Source organism: Enterococcus sp. AZ071 (assembly GCF_050499065.1).
Lineage (GTDB): Bacteria > Bacillota > Bacilli > Lactobacillales > Enterococcaceae > Enterococcus_A > Enterococcus_A ferrettii.
On the sequence record NZ_JBIPAS010000001.1, the window covers coordinates 1,066,093 to 1,083,010 of the forward strand.

Genomic DNA, 16,918 nt, shown 5'->3' on the forward strand with positions numbered 1-16,918 from the left:
AAATCAGCGTAATATGTGTAACAAAAAAACAAAGTGCAGAAATAAATCTCTGCACTTGATCATTTTATTAATTCTTACAGCTCGTTGTAAGTAGAAACTACGTTCTCTACTGTGAAGCCAAATTGTTCTAAAACAAAATCACCAGGCGCTGAAGCACCAAAATGATCAATGCTAATCATTTTACCTGCATAGCCAATGTAACGTTCCCAACCAAATGATGAAGCAGCCTCCACTGCTACTCGTTTAGTTACTGCTTTTGGCAGTACAGATTCTTTGTAAGCTTCGTCTTGTGCTTCAAATAAATCAAAGCTAGGCAGAGAGACCACTGAAACATCTTTACCTTGTTCTTTCAAGATTTTTTGTGCCTCAACCGCTAGATTCACTTCTGAACCAGTAGCAATCAGGATACCATCTGGTGTGTCAGATGCAGCTTTAGAAATGACATACCCGCCCTTAGCAACGCCTTCTACTGCAATCTCTTTACTTCCTGGCAATACTGGCAAATTTTGACGACTTAAGACAAGTAAAGTTGGTTTGTCAGTTGATTCTAATGCAACTTTCCAAGCAGCAGAAGTTTCATTGCCATCTGCAGGACGGATCACTTGAACATTCGGCATGCATCGTACACTAGCTAATTGTTCGATTGGCTCGTGAGTTGGTCCATCTTCCCCAACCGCAACAGAATCGTGAGTTAACACATAGGTCACAGGTAAGTTTTGGATTGCAGACATACGAATTGCTGGACGAAGATAGTCAGTAAATACAAAGAATGTTCCGCCATAAACGCGAGTGCCACCGTGCAATTGAATCCCGTTCATTGCCGCAGCCATAGCGAATTCACGAACTCCGAACCAAATGTTACGACCTTGGTAAGAACCAGGTTGAAATTCTTCTTCATCTGCAATTGTTGTATTGTTAGAGCCAGATAAGTCAGCAGAGCCTCCCCAAACTGTTGGTACAGCTTTAGCAACTGCTTGGATAACTTCTTTACTTGATACGCGGCTCGCTTGGCTTGAACCCTCTTCATAGACTGGTAAACTTTCTACCCAGTTTTCTGGTAATTTGTCAGCAAAAGCGTCTTTGAATTGTTTCGCCAATTCTGGATGCGCATTTTCGTAGTTCTTGAACATGTCATTCCATTGACCCTCTACTTCAGCACCCTTATCAAGCATATCTGCTTTAAAGCGTTCAGCAACCTCATCAGGCACTGTAAAATCAGGATATTCCCAACCATAAACTGCTTTAGCAGCTGTGATACCCTCGTCCCCAATTGGAGCTCCATGAACAGCAGAAGTTCCTTCTTTTGGTGCACCAAAACCGATTACAGTCTTAACTTCAATCAAAGTCGGCTTTTCAGTTTCAGCCTTTGCTTCTTCGATCGCTTTGCTGATTGCTTCTAAATCATTACCATCTTTTACAAGAATGTGTTGCCAGCCATATGCTTCATAACGCGCACCTACATTTTCAGTAAAGGCTTTATTCGTTGGTCCATCTAGAGAAATGTCATTTGAATCATATAAAACAACCAATTTACCAAGTTTCATATGTCCAGCCATTGAGCTAGCTTCTTGAGAAACACCTTCCATTAAGTCTCCATCACCGACGATTGTATAAGTGTAATGATCCATTATATTGAAGCTGTCACGGTTATAAGTTGCAGCTAAATGTGCTTCAGCCATTGCCATACCTACTGCCATTGAAATACCTTGTCCTAATGGTCCAGTTGTTGCTTCGACACCATCTGTATGTTGAAATTCAGGATGTCCTGGCGTTTTACTTTCCCACTGACGAAAGCTTTTCAAATCATCAATCGTTACCTGGTAACCTGCTAAATGCAACAGGCTATATAACATTGCAGAACCATGACCTGCAGATAGGATGAAACGATCTCGGTTAGGCCAGTTTAATGACGTAGCCGGATTTACATTTAGATGCTTAGTCCAAAGAGCGTATGCCATTGGCGCAGCCCCCATGGGTAAACCTGGATGCCCAGAGTTAGCCTTCTGTATTGCTTCAATACTTAATGTACGGATCGTGTTAACACCTAACTGATCAATTTTATCAAACAAAATAATTCGTCCTCCTTTTCGGTGATAAATACTTTTATTCCACATTCATTGTAACCGATTTAATTATCGTTTTCAATCAGAAATAGCAAATATTCAAATTATTTTCGATTGTGTAAGCCTTTTTGCTGCTGAATTTTCTTCAGCTTGTCTGGTGTGACGTCTTTTCCATCAGGATCAACGATTTTCATTCCTTCAATGTGATGGCGCATGCCGCTGCGAAAAGTTGATAAATATTCTTCTCGTAAAACCTTTTGTTCCTTTTCTTCAGCATTTGTCAGTCCTTCAGACTTCTTCTTTTTTGCCAATTCATTGATACGAGCAATTTTTTCATCCGAAATCATTTTATGCACCTCGCTTCCGTTCCCTATTATACCTTAAAATGTCTAGGAAAAAAAAGCAAAAAAAGCGAACGCTTGTTTGATTTATCAAAAAAATTATGCTAAACTGAAAAAAAAGAAAAGAAGGTGAGCGCATTGGCAAAACGAACCGAAACAAAACAATTAGAAGTTCTGCGTTTTATTCATGAACGCGTTGAAAATAAAGGCTATCCCCCAACTGTTCGTGAAATAGGTGAAGCAGTGAACCTTTCGTCTACCTCCACTGTTCACGGACACTTAGCTCGTTTAGAGAAAAAAGGCTTGATTCTACGAGATCCAACAAAGCCCCGAGCGATTGAATTAACGATTACCGGGCTTGAAAAAATTGGTGCTCAACCTCAGGTAATTCCCATGCTGGGAGTTGTTACAGCTGGTGAACCAATTTTAGCTGTTGAAGAAGCTTCTGATTTCTTCCCAGTACCACCAGATTTATCTAGTGAAGAGGGCAGCCTTTTCATGCTAACAATTCGCGGTGAAAGTATGATTAACGCTGGCATCTATGATGGAGATCACGTTATTGTCAAAAAACAAGCAACTGCTATTAATGGTGAAATTGTCATTGCCATGACCGATGAAAACGAAGCGACTTGTAAAAGATTCTATCACGAAACAGATCATATTCGTTTGCAGCCTGAAAATGACCAGATGGAACCAATCATTTTAGATAATGTTTCTATCCTCGGCAAGGTTGTCGGTTTGTATCGAAACCACGTTTATTAATCGGATTTTATCCGGTTAATTTTTTTCTTTACAAATCGAACAAACATTCGTATAATACATATACAAACATTTGTTCGCATATTCTATTAGGGGTGAATTATTTATGAAAGCAGTAAGAAGATTTGGCTTAATCATTGGTTTTTTGTTAGTTGGATTGTTGATCGGCAAACTTGGTTCCTTAGCTACGATTGTTGTCTTCTCTGGTTTGTTCATCGTTTGGTTCATGCTATGGGACGAAAAAAAATACGCCCAAAAATACGAGCAAGAAGAAGACTATTGGGAAGACGACTATTACGACAATGGAGAACCTGAAGAGGTTTACTATATAGAATCTTATGATTACTACGATCATCACTATCACAAATCCGCATAAAAAAGCTCGAAAATCATTTGATTTTCGAGCTTTTTTCGTTTTAATAGTCCATTAAGGTTAAGATATCGTATTTTTCAATCTTGTCTCTGCCGTGTAATTCTTCTAATTCGATTAAAAATGCACAACCAACCACGATTCCGCCTAGTTTTTCAACTAAGTCAATAGTTGCTTTGACTGTACCTCCCGTTGCTAATAGATCATCTGTTACGAGCACACGTTGGCCAGGTAGGATTGCATCTTTATGGATCGACAAGATATCTGTGCCGTATTCTTTATCATACTCAACGTCAATTGTTGCTCTTGGTAATTTATTTGGCTTACGGACTGGCGCAAAACCTACCCCTAGTTCAAAAGCTACCGGACATCCTACAATAAATCCACGTGCTTCAGGCCCTACTACCATGTCGATTTCTTTTTTGCTGGCATACTCAACAATTTGTCGAGTTGCTTCACGATAAGCAGCTCCATCCGCCATTAAAGGTGAAATATCACGAAAGATAACTCCTTTTTGCGGGTAATCAGGAATACTGGCAATATAATCTTTTAAATCCATCTTGCATTTCCTCCTAGCTTTTCAGCCAATTTCTTATAGTTTGAATGTCACTCATCAATAAAAATTCTTCACTCTCGATTTGCTTCAAACGCTCTTTGTAGCTGTCGCTTTCTTCAATCGATTGATTTTGCGGGTTTGGCACGATTTCCAAAACACCGTCATCTATTGTAACAAATTTCAATTCAGAAAACACGCGAATCATAAAGACTAACAGCTTTTCTGATATTCTTAAATAATTTGAAATATTTTTCAACTTGTAGCGAATGTCCACACGCTGTTGTTTGATGCAAAATTGATACAAACTTTTAAACTGATCACGATTTGCCATTCCGTTCAGATACGCTTCATCAGCACTGTAAAGAAACAGGTAAACTCGTTCAAACTTACCATGGTTCACTAAAGACTTGATGGTTTCTTGATCGCTTGGACAATCAACAATTACTAACTGCCGATATTCCGCATACTCAGAAAGACGTGTTTCTTGATAGACCTGCACATGTTGTTGCAACGAACTTGAAAGCACCTCCCGACTTCTCTCATGAAAAGCCAAATACAGCGTACTAACTGTTTCTACGGGCTGATTCCAGCTATGCTTCGCTCGACGGTCAATAACCTGTAAGCCTTCTGTTGCAAAATCAAGCAGCTTCATTTGAACTTTCTTTTGTCCGTTCCATTCGTTAACTTCTAAGTCACCGACAAAACGAGTATTCTCCTGTTGTAATTCTTCAGATTTCAAACCAAAGCCGAAACCAATGACATCTAACTGTTTGTCGCCATTTGTCAGCATGAATTTCACATGTTGCTGCTCAGCACCAATAGTTTTCAACTGGGCAACTTTTGCTTCCTCCAATAAAAAATGTGGTGCTGGATTATCTGTTCCAAAAGGTGCCAACTGTTTTAGCTCTTCGACAAAAGCTAAATTCACTTCATTAAAGGAAAGCTCTTGATCGATGGACAGGGTGGCTCCCTGTTGAACGTCGATCTGATTTTCATCAATATAAATGGCAATTTGCTGTTTCAAGCTTGACAAGTTTTCACTGGGTAAAGTGACACCAATTGCTGCCTCATGACCACCAAAGTGTGTGAAATTTTCGCGCATAGTCGTCAGCATACCGTATAAATCTAGAGATTCATTACTACGACCAGAGCCTTTTGCTGTTCCATCTTCATTAATAGATAAAACAATCGCTGGCTTCCCAGTTTGTTTTAAAACATTTCCTGCCACAATTCCCAATACACCAGGATTCCAACCTTCTTTAGCTAATACATGAACTGGTGCATCTTCCGAAAGCATGTCAGCTGCTTCTTGAGTAATCGTTTGTACAATTAGTTTTCGCTCATTATTAATCTCGTCTAATTTATTCGCTAGTTCACGAGCATAGGCATCATCAAAAGTAGTCATGAGTTCTACTGCTGGATTAGGATCGCCTAACCGCCCAATCGCATTTAAGCGTGGACCGATCCCAAAACCGATGCTAACTTCATCCAACTTCTGAACATCGACTCCGCTAACCTTCAACAGGTGATTTAAACCCATACGTTGATTTTGCTTCATTATTTCCAGCCCTAGCTGAACAATCGTCCGATTTTCTCCAGTCATTGATACTAGATCCGCAACTGTTCCGATACAAGCTAAGTCTAACAATTCCAGAGGTGGCTCTTCCAGCAAAGCCGTTGCCAACTTAAAGGCTACCCCTGCTCCAGCCAATTCACCAAAGGGATATGCTCCTTCAGGGTGTCTTGGATGGACAATACAGTATGCCTCTGGTAAAACTGGCGGCATTTCGTGGTGATCTGTCACGATTACATCTACCTGTCGTGAATTCGCATAAGCAATTGCTTCGTTTCCCGCCACACCATTATCGACTGTCACAATCAATTGAATGCCTTCGTTGATCTTTTCTTCGAACAATTCTTTGTTCGGGCCATACCCGTGGATGAAGCGGTTGGGTAAGACATACCTCACATCCGCTCCCAACATTTCAAGGGTCTCTTTCATAATTGAGGTACTGGTAATCCCATCTGCATCATAATCCCCGTAGATTAGGATCGCTTCACCTTCCAAAATAGCCGCCTGAATCCGCTCTACCGCTTTTTCCATATCATGCATTAGAAAAGGGTCATTCAAATTATCAACACTGGCATAGATCATGCCCTCAAATTGTTCTTTCGTTTGAATACCTCGCTGCCATAACAGATTAGCGAAGGTTTGGCTATGTCCCATCCCCATAATTTCTTCTGAAAACTCATGAGAGACAGAAGTGTTTTCTTTTAGTTGCCACTTAAAGTTTGATTTTTTCAAAACATCACTTCCCAACCGTATCAGTATAGCAAAATTTTCCAGACAAAAAAAGAAATGAAAGAGAATGATCCTCATTTTTTAGAGAATCACTCTCTTTCATTTAATCGTAATAATCCAAAGGTGGATTATTGGGGTCACTTTTTGGAGCTTCCTCGCCGCTCAGTTGCTGTATATAGACATCCTTTTCGTTCAACAAGCGTTCATACTCTGCTTTTAATGCCGCAAGTTCATTTTCTTTTTCTCGTTGATAACGCGCCTTGTCTTCTGCCAATTTTTCCTGATTATTGGTTTCAAACTCGTCAATTTGACTTTGCAGCTGTTTTACCTGACGCTTTTGTTGAAACATCGTCGCGCTAGAGGTAAGAAAAATCACTAAAGCACCTATAATTGCCGAACCAATAATAACCAAAATCAGTGGACTGTACAGTTTGCTAAAGCCAAAGTTCACTGGTACCTCTTGATTGTTTAACACCGCGAATACTACGATGATCAGGACTAACACAAATCCTAAAATAACCTTCCACTGTCTTTTCAAACTGCTCACCCTTATTTTTTATTGAATATACTACTAGCTAAAAAATCACCAACATGTGGGAATAGCGTGTACAATCGTGACGCTGCTTCCATCGCCCGTGGCCGATTAATTTCTCTAGTTGGTTCACCCATACGTTTAACAATTGCCTTTGCCAGTTTTTGCGGATCTAAAACGATACTACCCAAATTAGCTAAATAACTACCGCTTGGATCAGCAAGATCAAAAAAGTTAGTTTCAATTGGACCAGGGTTAATAGTAGTTACATATACATTGGCAGGTTTCAATTCTAAGCGTAATGCATTTGAAAAGCCTAAAACCGCAAATTTAGTAGCTGAATAAATAGTGGATTTTGCCGTAGCCATTTTTCCGGCCATGGATGCAACATTAAAGATATGTCCATTTTGGCGTTCAACCATTTCCATTGCAATTCTTTGAGTGAAGTAAATCATTCCTAAAACGTTCACTTCAAACATTTTTCGGGTTGTTTCGAAGTCAATTTCAAAATAGTCCTTGAATAAGCCGAAACCAGCATTATTAACTAACACATCAACATTGCCGACTTCTTCAGCAATTTTTTCTAAAACACCGTCAACGCTGTCTGGGTCAGAGATATCTAATTGAAAAGCAAAAGATTCCTTGCCACTTAATTCTTTGCAGCGTTCCTTTACTTGCCCAATCAACTGAATTCGACGGGCACAAGTAACGACAATCGCCCCTTTCTTAGCAGCTTCGTAACAAATTTGTTCGCCTAATCCGGCCGAACCTCCGGTAACCACTACCACTTTATTGGTTAAATCCATTCTCTTCACTCCTTCAAAGGAATTTCTATAATATCAAAATCCTTAGCTATTTTTGTATCTTTGAACACATCTTGCGCTTCCTTTTCTAGCTCTTGAACATCCCTAGCTAGATAACGAGCTGAAATATGCGTTAACATCAGCTGCTTCACTTGCGCTTGTTTAGCGATTTTAGCTGCTTGCTTGGTAGTCGCATGATAATAAGAGTGGGCCATTTTTTCTTCGTCTCTTTTGAAAGTACTCTCGTGAACCATAACATCACTATTTTTGGCCAATTCCACAGAAACGGGCGTATAGCGGGTATCTCCAAAAATGGTAACAACTCGACCACGCTTCTTCTCACCAATGAAGTCCTTACCGTCAATCACCTGGCCGTCCTTTAAAGTGATCGTTTTACCCTGCTTGATCTTTCCATACACTGGACCTGCCGGAATGCCTAGCGCTTCCAACTTTTCTACTTGAAGTGTTCCTTCAAGATCAGCTTCCATAACACGGTAACCATAACTGTCAATCCCATGATCCAGCAGACGACATTCCACAGAAAATTGTTTATCCTTGAAAACAATGCCTTCTTTTACCTCAATATATTTAATCGGGTATGAAAGGCGTGTCTGAGAAACCTGTAACGCAGTCTTTACAAAAGACTCGACACCAGATGGCCCATAAAGTTCCAGTTCTTCGTCGCCTCCTTGGAAAGAACGACTACTTAATAAGCCTGGCAAACCAAAAATATGATCTCCATGCAAATGCGTAATAAAAATCTTTTCAATTTTGCGCGGACGAATACTGGTACGCAAAATCTGCATTTGCGTACCTTCGCCGCAGTCGAATAGCCAGATGGCATTTCGTTCTGCTAATAATTTTAAAGCAATACTGCTGACATTTCGATGTTTAGCCGGAACACCTGCTCCGGTCCCTAAAAATTCTAATTCCATAATCATCCTGACTTTCTATCAAATTATCTTTATTCTAGAAGAAAGTCAGACTTTCTGCAAACAGAAATCGGATTATTTCTCATCATTTGTGCTATCAGCAGTCTGTTTACCTTCTTTTTTAGCCATTTCTTGAGCCTTCTTAACGTCTTCTTCAACTTCTTCATAGCTTAAACGGGTAATTTCTCCACCTAGCTCATTCATTACCAATTGATTTAATGCGCGATTGTCATCTTCCTCCGCAATTAAAAGTAATCCCGTATCGTCTTCCTTAATTTTATCGATTAGAAAGGAAAATACACCTTGAGCATCTCGAATTTCTTTAACGTCTCGTGAAGCACCAATCATACCGCCGGTAAACCAACCCAATAAAACCCCAATTGGGCCACCTAGAATTCCTACCAGCATCCCAATTAGACCACCAGTAGCACTCTTATTATTTCCGGTAAAGTCCAAGAAATCTTCAATTTGAAATTGATGCCCACCGTCATTTGAATGATGAACCACTGCCATCTGTTCTCCTTTGAAAGCTTGGGTTGCCTGCAATTTCTTGACCTTTGAAAATGCCTCATATGCTTGAGACGGAATCTCAAAGTTCATAATTATTACTCGTTTTTCCACAAAAATCAGCTCCTTTATGATTAATCCAAGTTTATCAGTAAATAGAGCTTTTGTGAACTAGTCACTCTTTTTCGAAACACAATAACTTTTTTATGTTAACTAAATACTAGAAAACAAAAAAGAAGCAGAAATTCTGCTCCTTATTCAACAAATTCAAATTCATATTTATCGATTCTTACGATATCACCATCTTTAGCTCCACGGGCACGCAGTGCTTCATCGACACCCATCGCACGTAATTGACGGGCAAAACGCATCACGGTTTCATCATGATCAAAATTAGTCATCTTGAATAATTTTTCCAGCTTCTCACCAGACAATACCCAAGTTGTATCTGGATCACGGGTAATCGTAAAGCCAGGATCTTCGCTTTGGAAACCGTATTGAACGGTTTCTTCTTCAATTTCCTCTTCATACAGCGGAAATTCTGGAGTTGTTTCTAACAAATCAGCTGTTGCACTTAAAAGGTTGTCCATTCCTTGTTTTGTGATAGCAGAAATTGCAAAGATTGGCAAATCATCCGCAAATTCATCTTCTTTGTCCTTCGCCAACTGTTCCTTGAATTTCACCAGATTCTCTTTAGATTCTGGCATATCCATTTTGTTAGCTACGATAATTTGTGGACGTTCCAATAAACGTAGGTTGTGAGAGCCTAGCTCTTTGTTGATTGCCACATAATCTTCGTAAGGATCTCGGCCTTCCATGCCGCTCATATCAATGACATGCAGAATAACTCGAGTACGCTCAATGTGTCGTAGGAATTGGGTTCCTAGACCGACACCTTGAGAAGCTCCTTCGATTAGTCCGGGCAAATCAGCAGCCACAAAACTACGGCCATCATTGGTAGTTACCATGCCTAGATTAGGTACTAAGGTCGTAAAATGATAAGCACCAATTTTAGGTCTAGCAGAAGATATTACTGACAATATAGTTGATTTACCTACTGAAGGAAATCCAACCAAACCAACATCAGCCAACACTTTTAATTCCAGCTCAATCTTGCGTTCCTGACCTGGTTCACCATTCTCAGCAATTTCCGGTGCTGGATTTCTTGGCGAGGCAAAACGAATATTTCCCCGTCCGCCACGTCCGCCTTTAGCTACCCGCAGTTCTTGACCATTTTCAATTAAGTCGCCAATCAATACACCTGTTTCAGCATCTCGAACAGTTGTTCCTGGAGGCACCTTAACATAAGTATCTTCGGCTCCACGACCGTGCATCCCTTTACTCATCCCGTTTTCACCAGGAGTTGCTCTGAAATGACGATTAAAGCGAAAGTCCATCAAGGTACGCAAACCCTCTTCAACGACTAAAATGACATCTCCGCCACGTCCGCCATCACCACCAGCAGGCCCACCATCCGGTACATATTTTTCACGACGAAAAGCAACCATGCCGTCGCCGCCCTTGCCGGCTTTAACGTCAATTGTTACCTGATCTAAAAACATAGACATTTTTCGTCCTCCTCGTATCATTTATTTTCTGACTACTGAATCTCCACACAAACAAAGTCTCCTTATTTTAGCGGTATTTCTCCCTATTGTCCATTGCTGGCGGCGAATCTAATAAATTTTTATGCTTCCTATATATAATAGAAGCTACCAGCTAGTGAACCGATTACCAATTTGAAGTGCAATCTTTTGACAAAAAAAAACATCCGATGCAAAATAAATATGTAAGGAATAAGTGCGTTTCGTACTTCATTTCTCTAAAACAAAGGAGGAACTTTTGGTTATGACAGTAAAAGTAGGTATTAATGGTTTTGGACGTATTGGTCGTTTAGCCTTCCGTCGTATCAAAGAAGTATCAGATGATATTGAAGTCGTAGCAATTAACGACTTAACAAGCCCTACAATGTTGGCTCAATTATTACAGTTCGACTCAACTCATGGCACCTATCCAGGAACTGTTACTGCAACAGAAAATTCAATTGTAGTTGACGGTGAAGAAACTCGCGTTTACGCAGAACCTGATGCAAGCAAAATTCCTTGGGCAAAAGAAAACGGTGTAGACATCGTTTTAGAATGTACCGGTTTTTATACTTCTCAAGAAAAAGCACAAGCTCACTTGGATGCCGGCGTGAAACGTGTAGTTATATCAGCACCGGCTGGTCAAATGAAAACTATTGTTTATAATGTAAATGATGACACCTTAACTCCAGACGACAAGATTATTTCAGCTGGTTCATGTACAACTAACTGCTTGGCACCAATGGCTTACTTCTTAAATGAAGACTTTGGAATTGAAGTTGGTACCATGACTACTGTTCATGCTTACACTTCAACACAAATGTTGTTAGACGGACCGGTTAAGGGTGGCAATTTGCGTGCTGCTCGCTCAGCTGCTGATAATACTATTCCACATTCAACTGGTGCTGCTAAAGCAATCGGCTTGGTTATTCCAGAATTAAAGGGCAAATTGCAAGGACATGCACAACGTGTTCCTGTTGTTGACGGTTCACTAACCGAGTTGGTTTCAGTATTAAAAACAAAGGTTACTGCTGACGAAGTTAACGAAGCAATCAAAAAACATACAGTTGACAACCCTTCATTTGGCTACGATGATCGCGAAATTGTTTCTAGCGATGTTATTGGCACAACTCAAGGTTCAATTTTCGATCCAACTCAAACAGAAGTAACTTCTGCTGGAGACTACCAACTGGTTAAAACTGTTGCTTGGTATGATAACGAATATGGTTTCACTTGTCAGATGATTCGATTGTTGGAAAAATTCGCCAACTTATAAGAAACTGCATATTTAATTGTTTAGATGTGAGAGGAGATTTCGATCTCCTCTTTTTTTATAGGAAAAATCAAATTATTTTCATAGGAAGCGGCGACTTTTTTTGTTATGATAGAAAGGAAAGAATTTGAAGGGAGATTTTTATGCAACTAAAAAAAGTATTATTAAGCAGCTCATTAATCCTATCGATCGGAATTTTTGCTGCCTGCAACTCTGGTAATAACGCCAGTGATAGTTCTTCAGAAAGTACCGCCAGCTCAACGCAGAAATCGAGCGTCGACCTAAGTAAAGTAGATCTTCCACAGCTTTCCAATGAAGTAACTGACGATGAATACTTAGTGGAAATGGATACCACTGCAGGAAACATCAAGATTAAACTGTTTCCTAAAGAAGCACCCAAAACAGTAGAAAACTTCGTTACTCATGCTAAGGATGGCTATTATGATGGAACTACCTTTCATCGTGTAGTAAATGACTTCATGATTCAAGGTGGCGATCCTAAGGGCGATGGAACCGGTGGTGAAAGTATTTGGGGCGATCCATTTGAGGATGAAATTTCACCAAGTCTTTACAACATTCGCGGAGCACTTTCGATGGCTAACGCTGGTGAAAATACTAATGGTAGTCAGTTCTTCATCGTACAGAATAAAGATGATCAAAGTGATGGTTTAGCGATTCAGTATACACCAGAAAAAATGATCGAAGCTTACAAAAATGGTGGTACACCCGGTTTGGATGGCAAACATGCTGTATTTGGTCAAGTGACTGAAGGTATGGATATTGTGGACAAGATTGCAGGAGCAGAAACCGAAGCTAACAGCCAAGGTGAAAATTCTACTCCAGTCGAACCTGTGAAGATCAACGAGATAAAAATTTTACAAGAACCTAAAAAATAATCTTTAAGTTTTTAATAAGCCGAAGTCGATGGATTCATCTGACTTCGGCTTATTTGCGCTATTTTTGTTCTTTGTCTCCTACAATAAAGGTAAATTCGCAATCAGTTACGGTAGTATCCCCTACTGTCGCCCATGCTTTCGCTGTACCGACTGGTCCCTTCATTTTTTCGATATCAAAGTTCAAATAGAGAGAATCCCCTGGTTTTACTTTTTCATGAAAAACGGCTTTATTGATTCCACCAATGTAGGCTGTCTTCCCTTGGAAAGCTTCAGATTTTAAAATTAGCAATGAACCTGCCTGGGCCAGCGCTTCAACGATCAGTGTTCCTGGCATCATTGGTTCATTTGGAAAATATCCTTGAAAAAAGTCTTCATTCATTGTTAGATTTTTTACAGCAGTAATATGTTTTTGGTCTTCAAATTCTACAACAGCATCTAAATAGTAAATTGGGAAACGATTGGGAATAATTTCCATGATTTCTTCAACATTCATTAATTTTTCCATGGTTGCACCTCGGCATCTTATTTGTTTGATTATCAAACTATCATAGAATCTCTTTTTTTTCAAGCACTATTAGATTGATGAAAAAATAGTTTGACAATCAAACAAATTTCCAACATAATGTGTTCATACGAAAATTTAAGTAGGAGTGTGTCAACCGCATGTCATTTTTAACTGGAAAGAAAATACTGGTGACAGGTGTCGCTAATAAACGAAGTATTGCTTGGGGCTGTGCGAAAGCTATTGCCGATCAAGGAGCAGAAGTCATTTATACTTACCAAAACGAACGCATGAAAAAGGGATTAGTTAAACTAGTTGGTGAAGATGCACCAATGGTTGAACTGGACGTTTCTAAAAATGAGAATATTGAAACTGCTATGAATACGATTAAAGACTTAGTAGGAAACATCGATGGCTTTGTTCATTCGATTGCTTATGCTAATAAAGAGGAGCTATCAGGAAGTGTTTCCGAAATTTCTAGAGACGGTTTCAGCTTAGCTCAAGACGTAAGTGCTTATTCCTTATTAGCATTGACTAAATATGCTTTACCGATCATGAATCCTAACAGCAGCATTGTTACTATGACTTACATGGGATCAGAGCGTTCAATTCCTAACTACAACATGATGGGAATTGCTAAAGCTGCTTTAGAAGCTGAAGTTCGCTATTTAGCGACTGAATTAGCACCTAAAGGAGTTCGAGTAAATGCCATTTCAGCAGGTGCAATTAAAACCTTAGCAGTAACTGGTGTAAAGGATTATCAATCTCTGCTTTCACTTTCAGAGGAACGTACTCCTGATAAAGTCAGCGTTACAATCGACGAAGTTGGTCAATCTTGTGCCTTCTTAATCAGCCCATTAGCAAGTGGAATCGTTGGCGACATTATTTATGTCGACAAGGGTGTTCACTTGAGCTAAGCGAAATTTTAGAAATAAAAAAGATCCTAGCAATCTCTCACCGATATTTTACTCGGGAATTGATTGTTAGGATCTTTTTATGTTTGCTTAATTCACTTCGTAAATCCATCCTTTTGGTGCTTCCACATCACCAAATTGAATACCGACTAATTCTTCGTAAAGCTTTTTAGTTACTGGGCCAACTTCTGTTTCACTATAAAAGACGTGGAAATTATCTCCGTTTTGAATACCGCCAATTGGCGAGATAACTGCTGCTGTACCGCACGCCCCTGCTTCCGCGAATTGATCTAATTCGTTTAGATACACATCTCCTTCAACAGTTTCCATACCAAATCGTTCCTTTGCCAAGTGCAACAATGAATACTTAGTGATACTTGGTAGAATTGATGGAGAGATTGGTGTAATAAACCTGTTGTCTTTCGTAATCCCAAAGAAATTGGCTGAGCCAACTTCCTCAATCTTAGTATGAGTCGCGGGATCTAAATAGATACAGTCAGAATAATTCCCCTTATGAGCTTGATACCCAGGTAGAAGGCTCGCGGCATAATTCCCCCCCACTTTGGCTGCACCAGTACCTTGAGGCGCTGCACGGTCGTATTCAGACACAATAAAGTTAGTTGGTGCCATTCCACCTTTAAAGTAAGGCCCTACTGGCATACAGAAGACTGAGAACAAATACTCAGGAGCTTCTACTACACCGATGTTATCGCCTATTCCGATCAGATATGGACGAATATACAAAGTTGCTCCAGTTCCATAAGGAGGCACATATTCTTCATTAGCCAAAACAACCTGTTTGATTGCATCGATGAATTTTTCTTCTGGAACCCCAGGCATGCACATTCTTTCAGCACTGCGATTCAAGCGTTTGCTATTTTCATATGGGCGAAAAAGATTAATTTTACCATCCTTGCGTCGGTAAGCTTTTAATCCTTCAAAACATTCTTGTCCATAATGCAGACAAGTTGAGCCTTCACTAATCGTAATTTTATTATCTTCAGTTAAATGGCCTTCATCCCATTCACCATTTTTCCAATTTGAGATATAGCGATAAGGAGTTTTCATATAGTTAAACCCCAGCTCTTCCCATTTTATGCTAACCATTCTACCATCTCCTTCTTATATAAAAGTTAGTCTACCACTTTGTTGGAAGCTTGTCATGAATATTTTCATACTTTTTGGAATTTTCTGGATATTTATCTTTAGCGTGACTATCGACATATTTTTTAAAACTTGTTAGAATAAAATTCAGCAAAAGAAAGGAAGTCCTTTATGCTTTTTTTAGCAATACAAACAACCGACTCTACAGGCCTTGATGTAGTCGATCAAGCCACTGAAAAATTATCAACCTGGCAACGCTATTGGCAATCAATTGATTGGGATACTGTCTTTTCGACCTTCATTCAAAAAGGAATTACTTTAATTATTATCTTAGTACTCTTTGGCATTATAAAAAAGGCCGGGAATTTCTTAATTACCCGATCTTTTGAACGACAAAAGCGGAAGGTTGCAGGTAACACTACACGAATTGAAACGATTCATACATTGTCTGCTAATATCTTTTCTTATACCTTGTTTTTTTTCTTTCTTTATTCAGTCCTAGATACGATTGGTATTCCAGTAGGATCACTTCTGGCAGGTGCTGGGATTGCTGGGATTGCTATTGGTCTTGGTGCTCAGGGTTTTATGAACGATATCATTACCGGTTTCTTTATCATTTTGGAGCAACAAATTGATGTAGGGGATTATATAAAACTTGTGAATTTGCAAATTGAAGGTACAGTGACCTCCGTGGGTATTCGTATGGTTCAGCTAAAGGCTGCTGACGGAACTGTACATTTTATCCCGAACCGAAACATCACGACGATCAGTAATTTGTCTCGGGCTCATATGCAAGTCTTAATTGACGTAAGGATTCAGCCTAATGAAGGCTATGAAGAAATAAACCAATTAATTCAAACAGTAAATAACCGTTTAGGCGAAAACTATAAAAAGGATATTTTTGATGGCCCCAATCTTTTTGGGATGGTGGATCTGGGTAACGGTAATTTTGCTATTCGAACCGTCATGTATGTAACCAATGGTAAACAGCTGCTGTTAAAGGAAGAATTCTTAGCTGCTTATGTTAAGGAGCTTACGGAGCATGGCTTTACCATTCCTAATAATCCAATTAAGATCTAACTAAAGAAGGTGACTTGGAAACAATAGTGTAAGTCACCTTCTTTTTAATTAATAATTGTTTAACTACCAGCTAGCTTTCTTCACACCTGGAATTTGCCCCTTGTGAGCTAACTCGCGGAAATGAATTCTAGACATACCAAACTTACGCATATAGCCTCTAGGGCGTCCGTCAATTAAATCTTTTTGCTTTAACCGATTTGGATTTGACTCTTTCGGTAACTTAGCTAAGCCTTCATAATTGCCTACTCTCTTTAGAGTCTGACGTTGTTCTGCATATTTTCCAATGATTGCTCGTTGCTTCTGAGCTTTCACAATTTTTAATTTTTTTGCCACCCTTATACTTCCTCTCAATTAGTCTTCTTATGTATTAAATCGTAATGATTTCTTTTAACGACTAAAAA

At 39.5% G+C, this 16,918-nt stretch carries 18 protein-coding genes; 6 read left to right on the plus strand and 12 right to left on the minus strand.

What is annotated here, in order from left to right; translation table 11 throughout:
• Positions 1 to 74: 74 nt before the first annotated feature.
• Both tkt and IGI49_RS05230 read right to left on the minus strand, forming a co-directional pair.
• Positions 75 to 2,069 carry a transketolase gene (gene tkt, locus IGI49_RS05225; RefSeq protein WP_429963663.1) on the minus strand — a complete coding sequence of 665 codons (1,995 nt, stop codon included), beginning with the start codon at positions 2,067 to 2,069 and terminating at the stop codon, positions 75 to 77.
• 98 nt (positions 2,070 to 2,167) lie between these two features.
• Positions 2,168 to 2,410, minus strand: coding sequence for a DUF896 family protein (locus IGI49_RS05230; protein WP_207703111.1), 243 nt, complete (start codon positions 2,408 to 2,410; stop codon positions 2,168 to 2,170).
• Between the two features lie 132 nt (positions 2,411 to 2,542).
• On the opposite strand from IGI49_RS05230, the gene lexA reads away from it, so the two are divergent.
• Both lexA and IGI49_RS05240 read left to right on the plus strand, forming a co-directional pair.
• The gene (gene lexA, locus IGI49_RS05235; protein WP_207703112.1) at positions 2,543 to 3,166 is read left to right on the plus strand and encodes a transcriptional repressor LexA; all 624 of its coding nucleotides are present in this window, start codon (positions 2,543 to 2,545) and stop codon (positions 3,164 to 3,166) included.
• Between the two features lie 103 nt (positions 3,167 to 3,269).
• Complete coding sequence (locus IGI49_RS05240; RefSeq protein ID WP_429963664.1) at positions 3,270 to 3,539, plus strand: hypothetical protein; 270 nt, start codon at positions 3,270 to 3,272, stop codon at positions 3,537 to 3,539.
• A gap of 40 nt (positions 3,540 to 3,579) precedes the next feature.
• On the opposite strand, the gene IGI49_RS05245 is transcribed toward IGI49_RS05240, so the two are convergent.
• The 7 genes from IGI49_RS05245 to obgE form a co-directional block, all read right to left on the minus strand.
• Complete coding sequence (locus IGI49_RS05245) at positions 3,580 to 4,092, minus strand: adenine phosphoribosyltransferase (protein ID WP_429963665.1); 513 nt, start codon at positions 4,090 to 4,092, stop codon at positions 3,580 to 3,582.
• A 13-nt stretch (positions 4,093 to 4,105) separates the two neighbouring features.
• Positions 4,106 to 6,394, minus strand: a complete 2,289-nt coding sequence (gene recJ, locus IGI49_RS05250; protein ID WP_429963666.1) for a single-stranded-DNA-specific exonuclease RecJ — start codon at positions 6,392 to 6,394, stop codon at positions 4,106 to 4,108.
• A gap of 100 nt (positions 6,395 to 6,494) precedes the next feature.
• Positions 6,495 to 6,929 (minus strand): lipopolysaccharide assembly protein LapA domain-containing protein, encoded by a 435-nt coding sequence (locus IGI49_RS05255; RefSeq protein ID WP_429963667.1) that lies wholly within the window; start codon positions 6,927 to 6,929, stop codon positions 6,495 to 6,497.
• An 11-nt stretch (positions 6,930 to 6,940) separates the two neighbouring features.
• Positions 6,941 to 7,729: an SDR family NAD(P)-dependent oxidoreductase gene (locus IGI49_RS05260; RefSeq protein WP_429963668.1), complete on the minus strand. Its 789-nt coding sequence runs from the start codon at positions 7,727 to 7,729 to the stop codon at positions 6,941 to 6,943.
• 5 nt (positions 7,730 to 7,734) lie between these two features.
• Positions 7,735 to 8,661 (minus strand): ribonuclease Z, encoded by a 927-nt coding sequence (rnz, locus tag IGI49_RS05265; protein ID WP_429964967.1) that lies wholly within the window; start codon positions 8,659 to 8,661, stop codon positions 7,735 to 7,737.
• A gap of 72 nt (positions 8,662 to 8,733) precedes the next feature.
• Complete coding sequence (locus tag IGI49_RS05270) at positions 8,734 to 9,279, minus strand: DUF1269 domain-containing protein (RefSeq protein ID WP_429963669.1); 546 nt, start codon at positions 9,277 to 9,279, stop codon at positions 8,734 to 8,736.
• Between the two features lie 140 nt (positions 9,280 to 9,419).
• A complete protein-coding gene (gene obgE / locus IGI49_RS05275) occupies positions 9,420 to 10,733 on the minus strand; it encodes a GTPase ObgE (protein WP_429963670.1) in 1,314 nt (437 codons plus the stop codon).
• A gap of 280 nt (positions 10,734 to 11,013) precedes the next feature.
• Between obgE and gap the strand changes: the two genes are divergently transcribed.
• Both gap and IGI49_RS05285 read left to right on the plus strand, forming a co-directional pair.
• Positions 11,014 to 12,024, plus strand: coding sequence for a type I glyceraldehyde-3-phosphate dehydrogenase (gene gap / locus IGI49_RS05280; RefSeq protein WP_429963671.1), 1,011 nt, complete (start codon positions 11,014 to 11,016; stop codon positions 12,022 to 12,024).
• 140 nt (positions 12,025 to 12,164) lie between these two features.
• Positions 12,165 to 12,917, plus strand: a complete 753-nt coding sequence (locus IGI49_RS05285; protein ID WP_429963672.1) for a peptidylprolyl isomerase — start codon at positions 12,165 to 12,167, stop codon at positions 12,915 to 12,917.
• A 58-nt stretch (positions 12,918 to 12,975) separates the two neighbouring features.
• Here IGI49_RS05285 and fabZ read toward each other — a convergent pair whose 3' ends face one another.
• Positions 12,976 to 13,422 carry a 3-hydroxyacyl-ACP dehydratase FabZ gene (gene fabZ, locus IGI49_RS05290; RefSeq protein ID WP_207703122.1) on the minus strand — a complete coding sequence of 149 codons (447 nt, stop codon included), beginning with the start codon at positions 13,420 to 13,422 and terminating at the stop codon, positions 12,976 to 12,978.
• Between the two features lie 158 nt (positions 13,423 to 13,580).
• Between fabZ and fabI the strand changes: the two genes are divergently transcribed.
• Positions 13,581 to 14,336: an enoyl-ACP reductase FabI gene (fabI, locus tag IGI49_RS05295; RefSeq protein ID WP_207703123.1), complete on the plus strand. Its 756-nt coding sequence runs from the start codon at positions 13,581 to 13,583 to the stop codon at positions 14,334 to 14,336.
• A gap of 87 nt (positions 14,337 to 14,423) precedes the next feature.
• Here fabI and IGI49_RS05300 read toward each other — a convergent pair whose 3' ends face one another.
• Entirely contained in the window at positions 14,424 to 15,440 is a 1,017-nt protein-coding gene (locus tag IGI49_RS05300; protein WP_429963673.1) for a branched-chain amino acid aminotransferase, read from the minus strand.
• Between the two features lie 168 nt (positions 15,441 to 15,608).
• Here IGI49_RS05300 and IGI49_RS05305 point away from each other — a divergent pair, with 168 nt between their 5' ends.
• Complete coding sequence (locus IGI49_RS05305; protein WP_429963674.1) at positions 15,609 to 16,517, plus strand: mechanosensitive ion channel family protein; 909 nt, start codon at positions 15,609 to 15,611, stop codon at positions 16,515 to 16,517.
• 63 nt (positions 16,518 to 16,580) lie between these two features.
• On the opposite strand, the gene rpsN is transcribed toward IGI49_RS05305, so the two are convergent.
• Positions 16,581 to 16,850 carry a 30S ribosomal protein S14 gene (gene rpsN, locus IGI49_RS05310; RefSeq protein WP_429963675.1) on the minus strand — a complete coding sequence of 90 codons (270 nt, stop codon included), beginning with the start codon at positions 16,848 to 16,850 and terminating at the stop codon, positions 16,581 to 16,583.
• Positions 16,851 to 16,918: the final 68 nt, after the last annotated feature.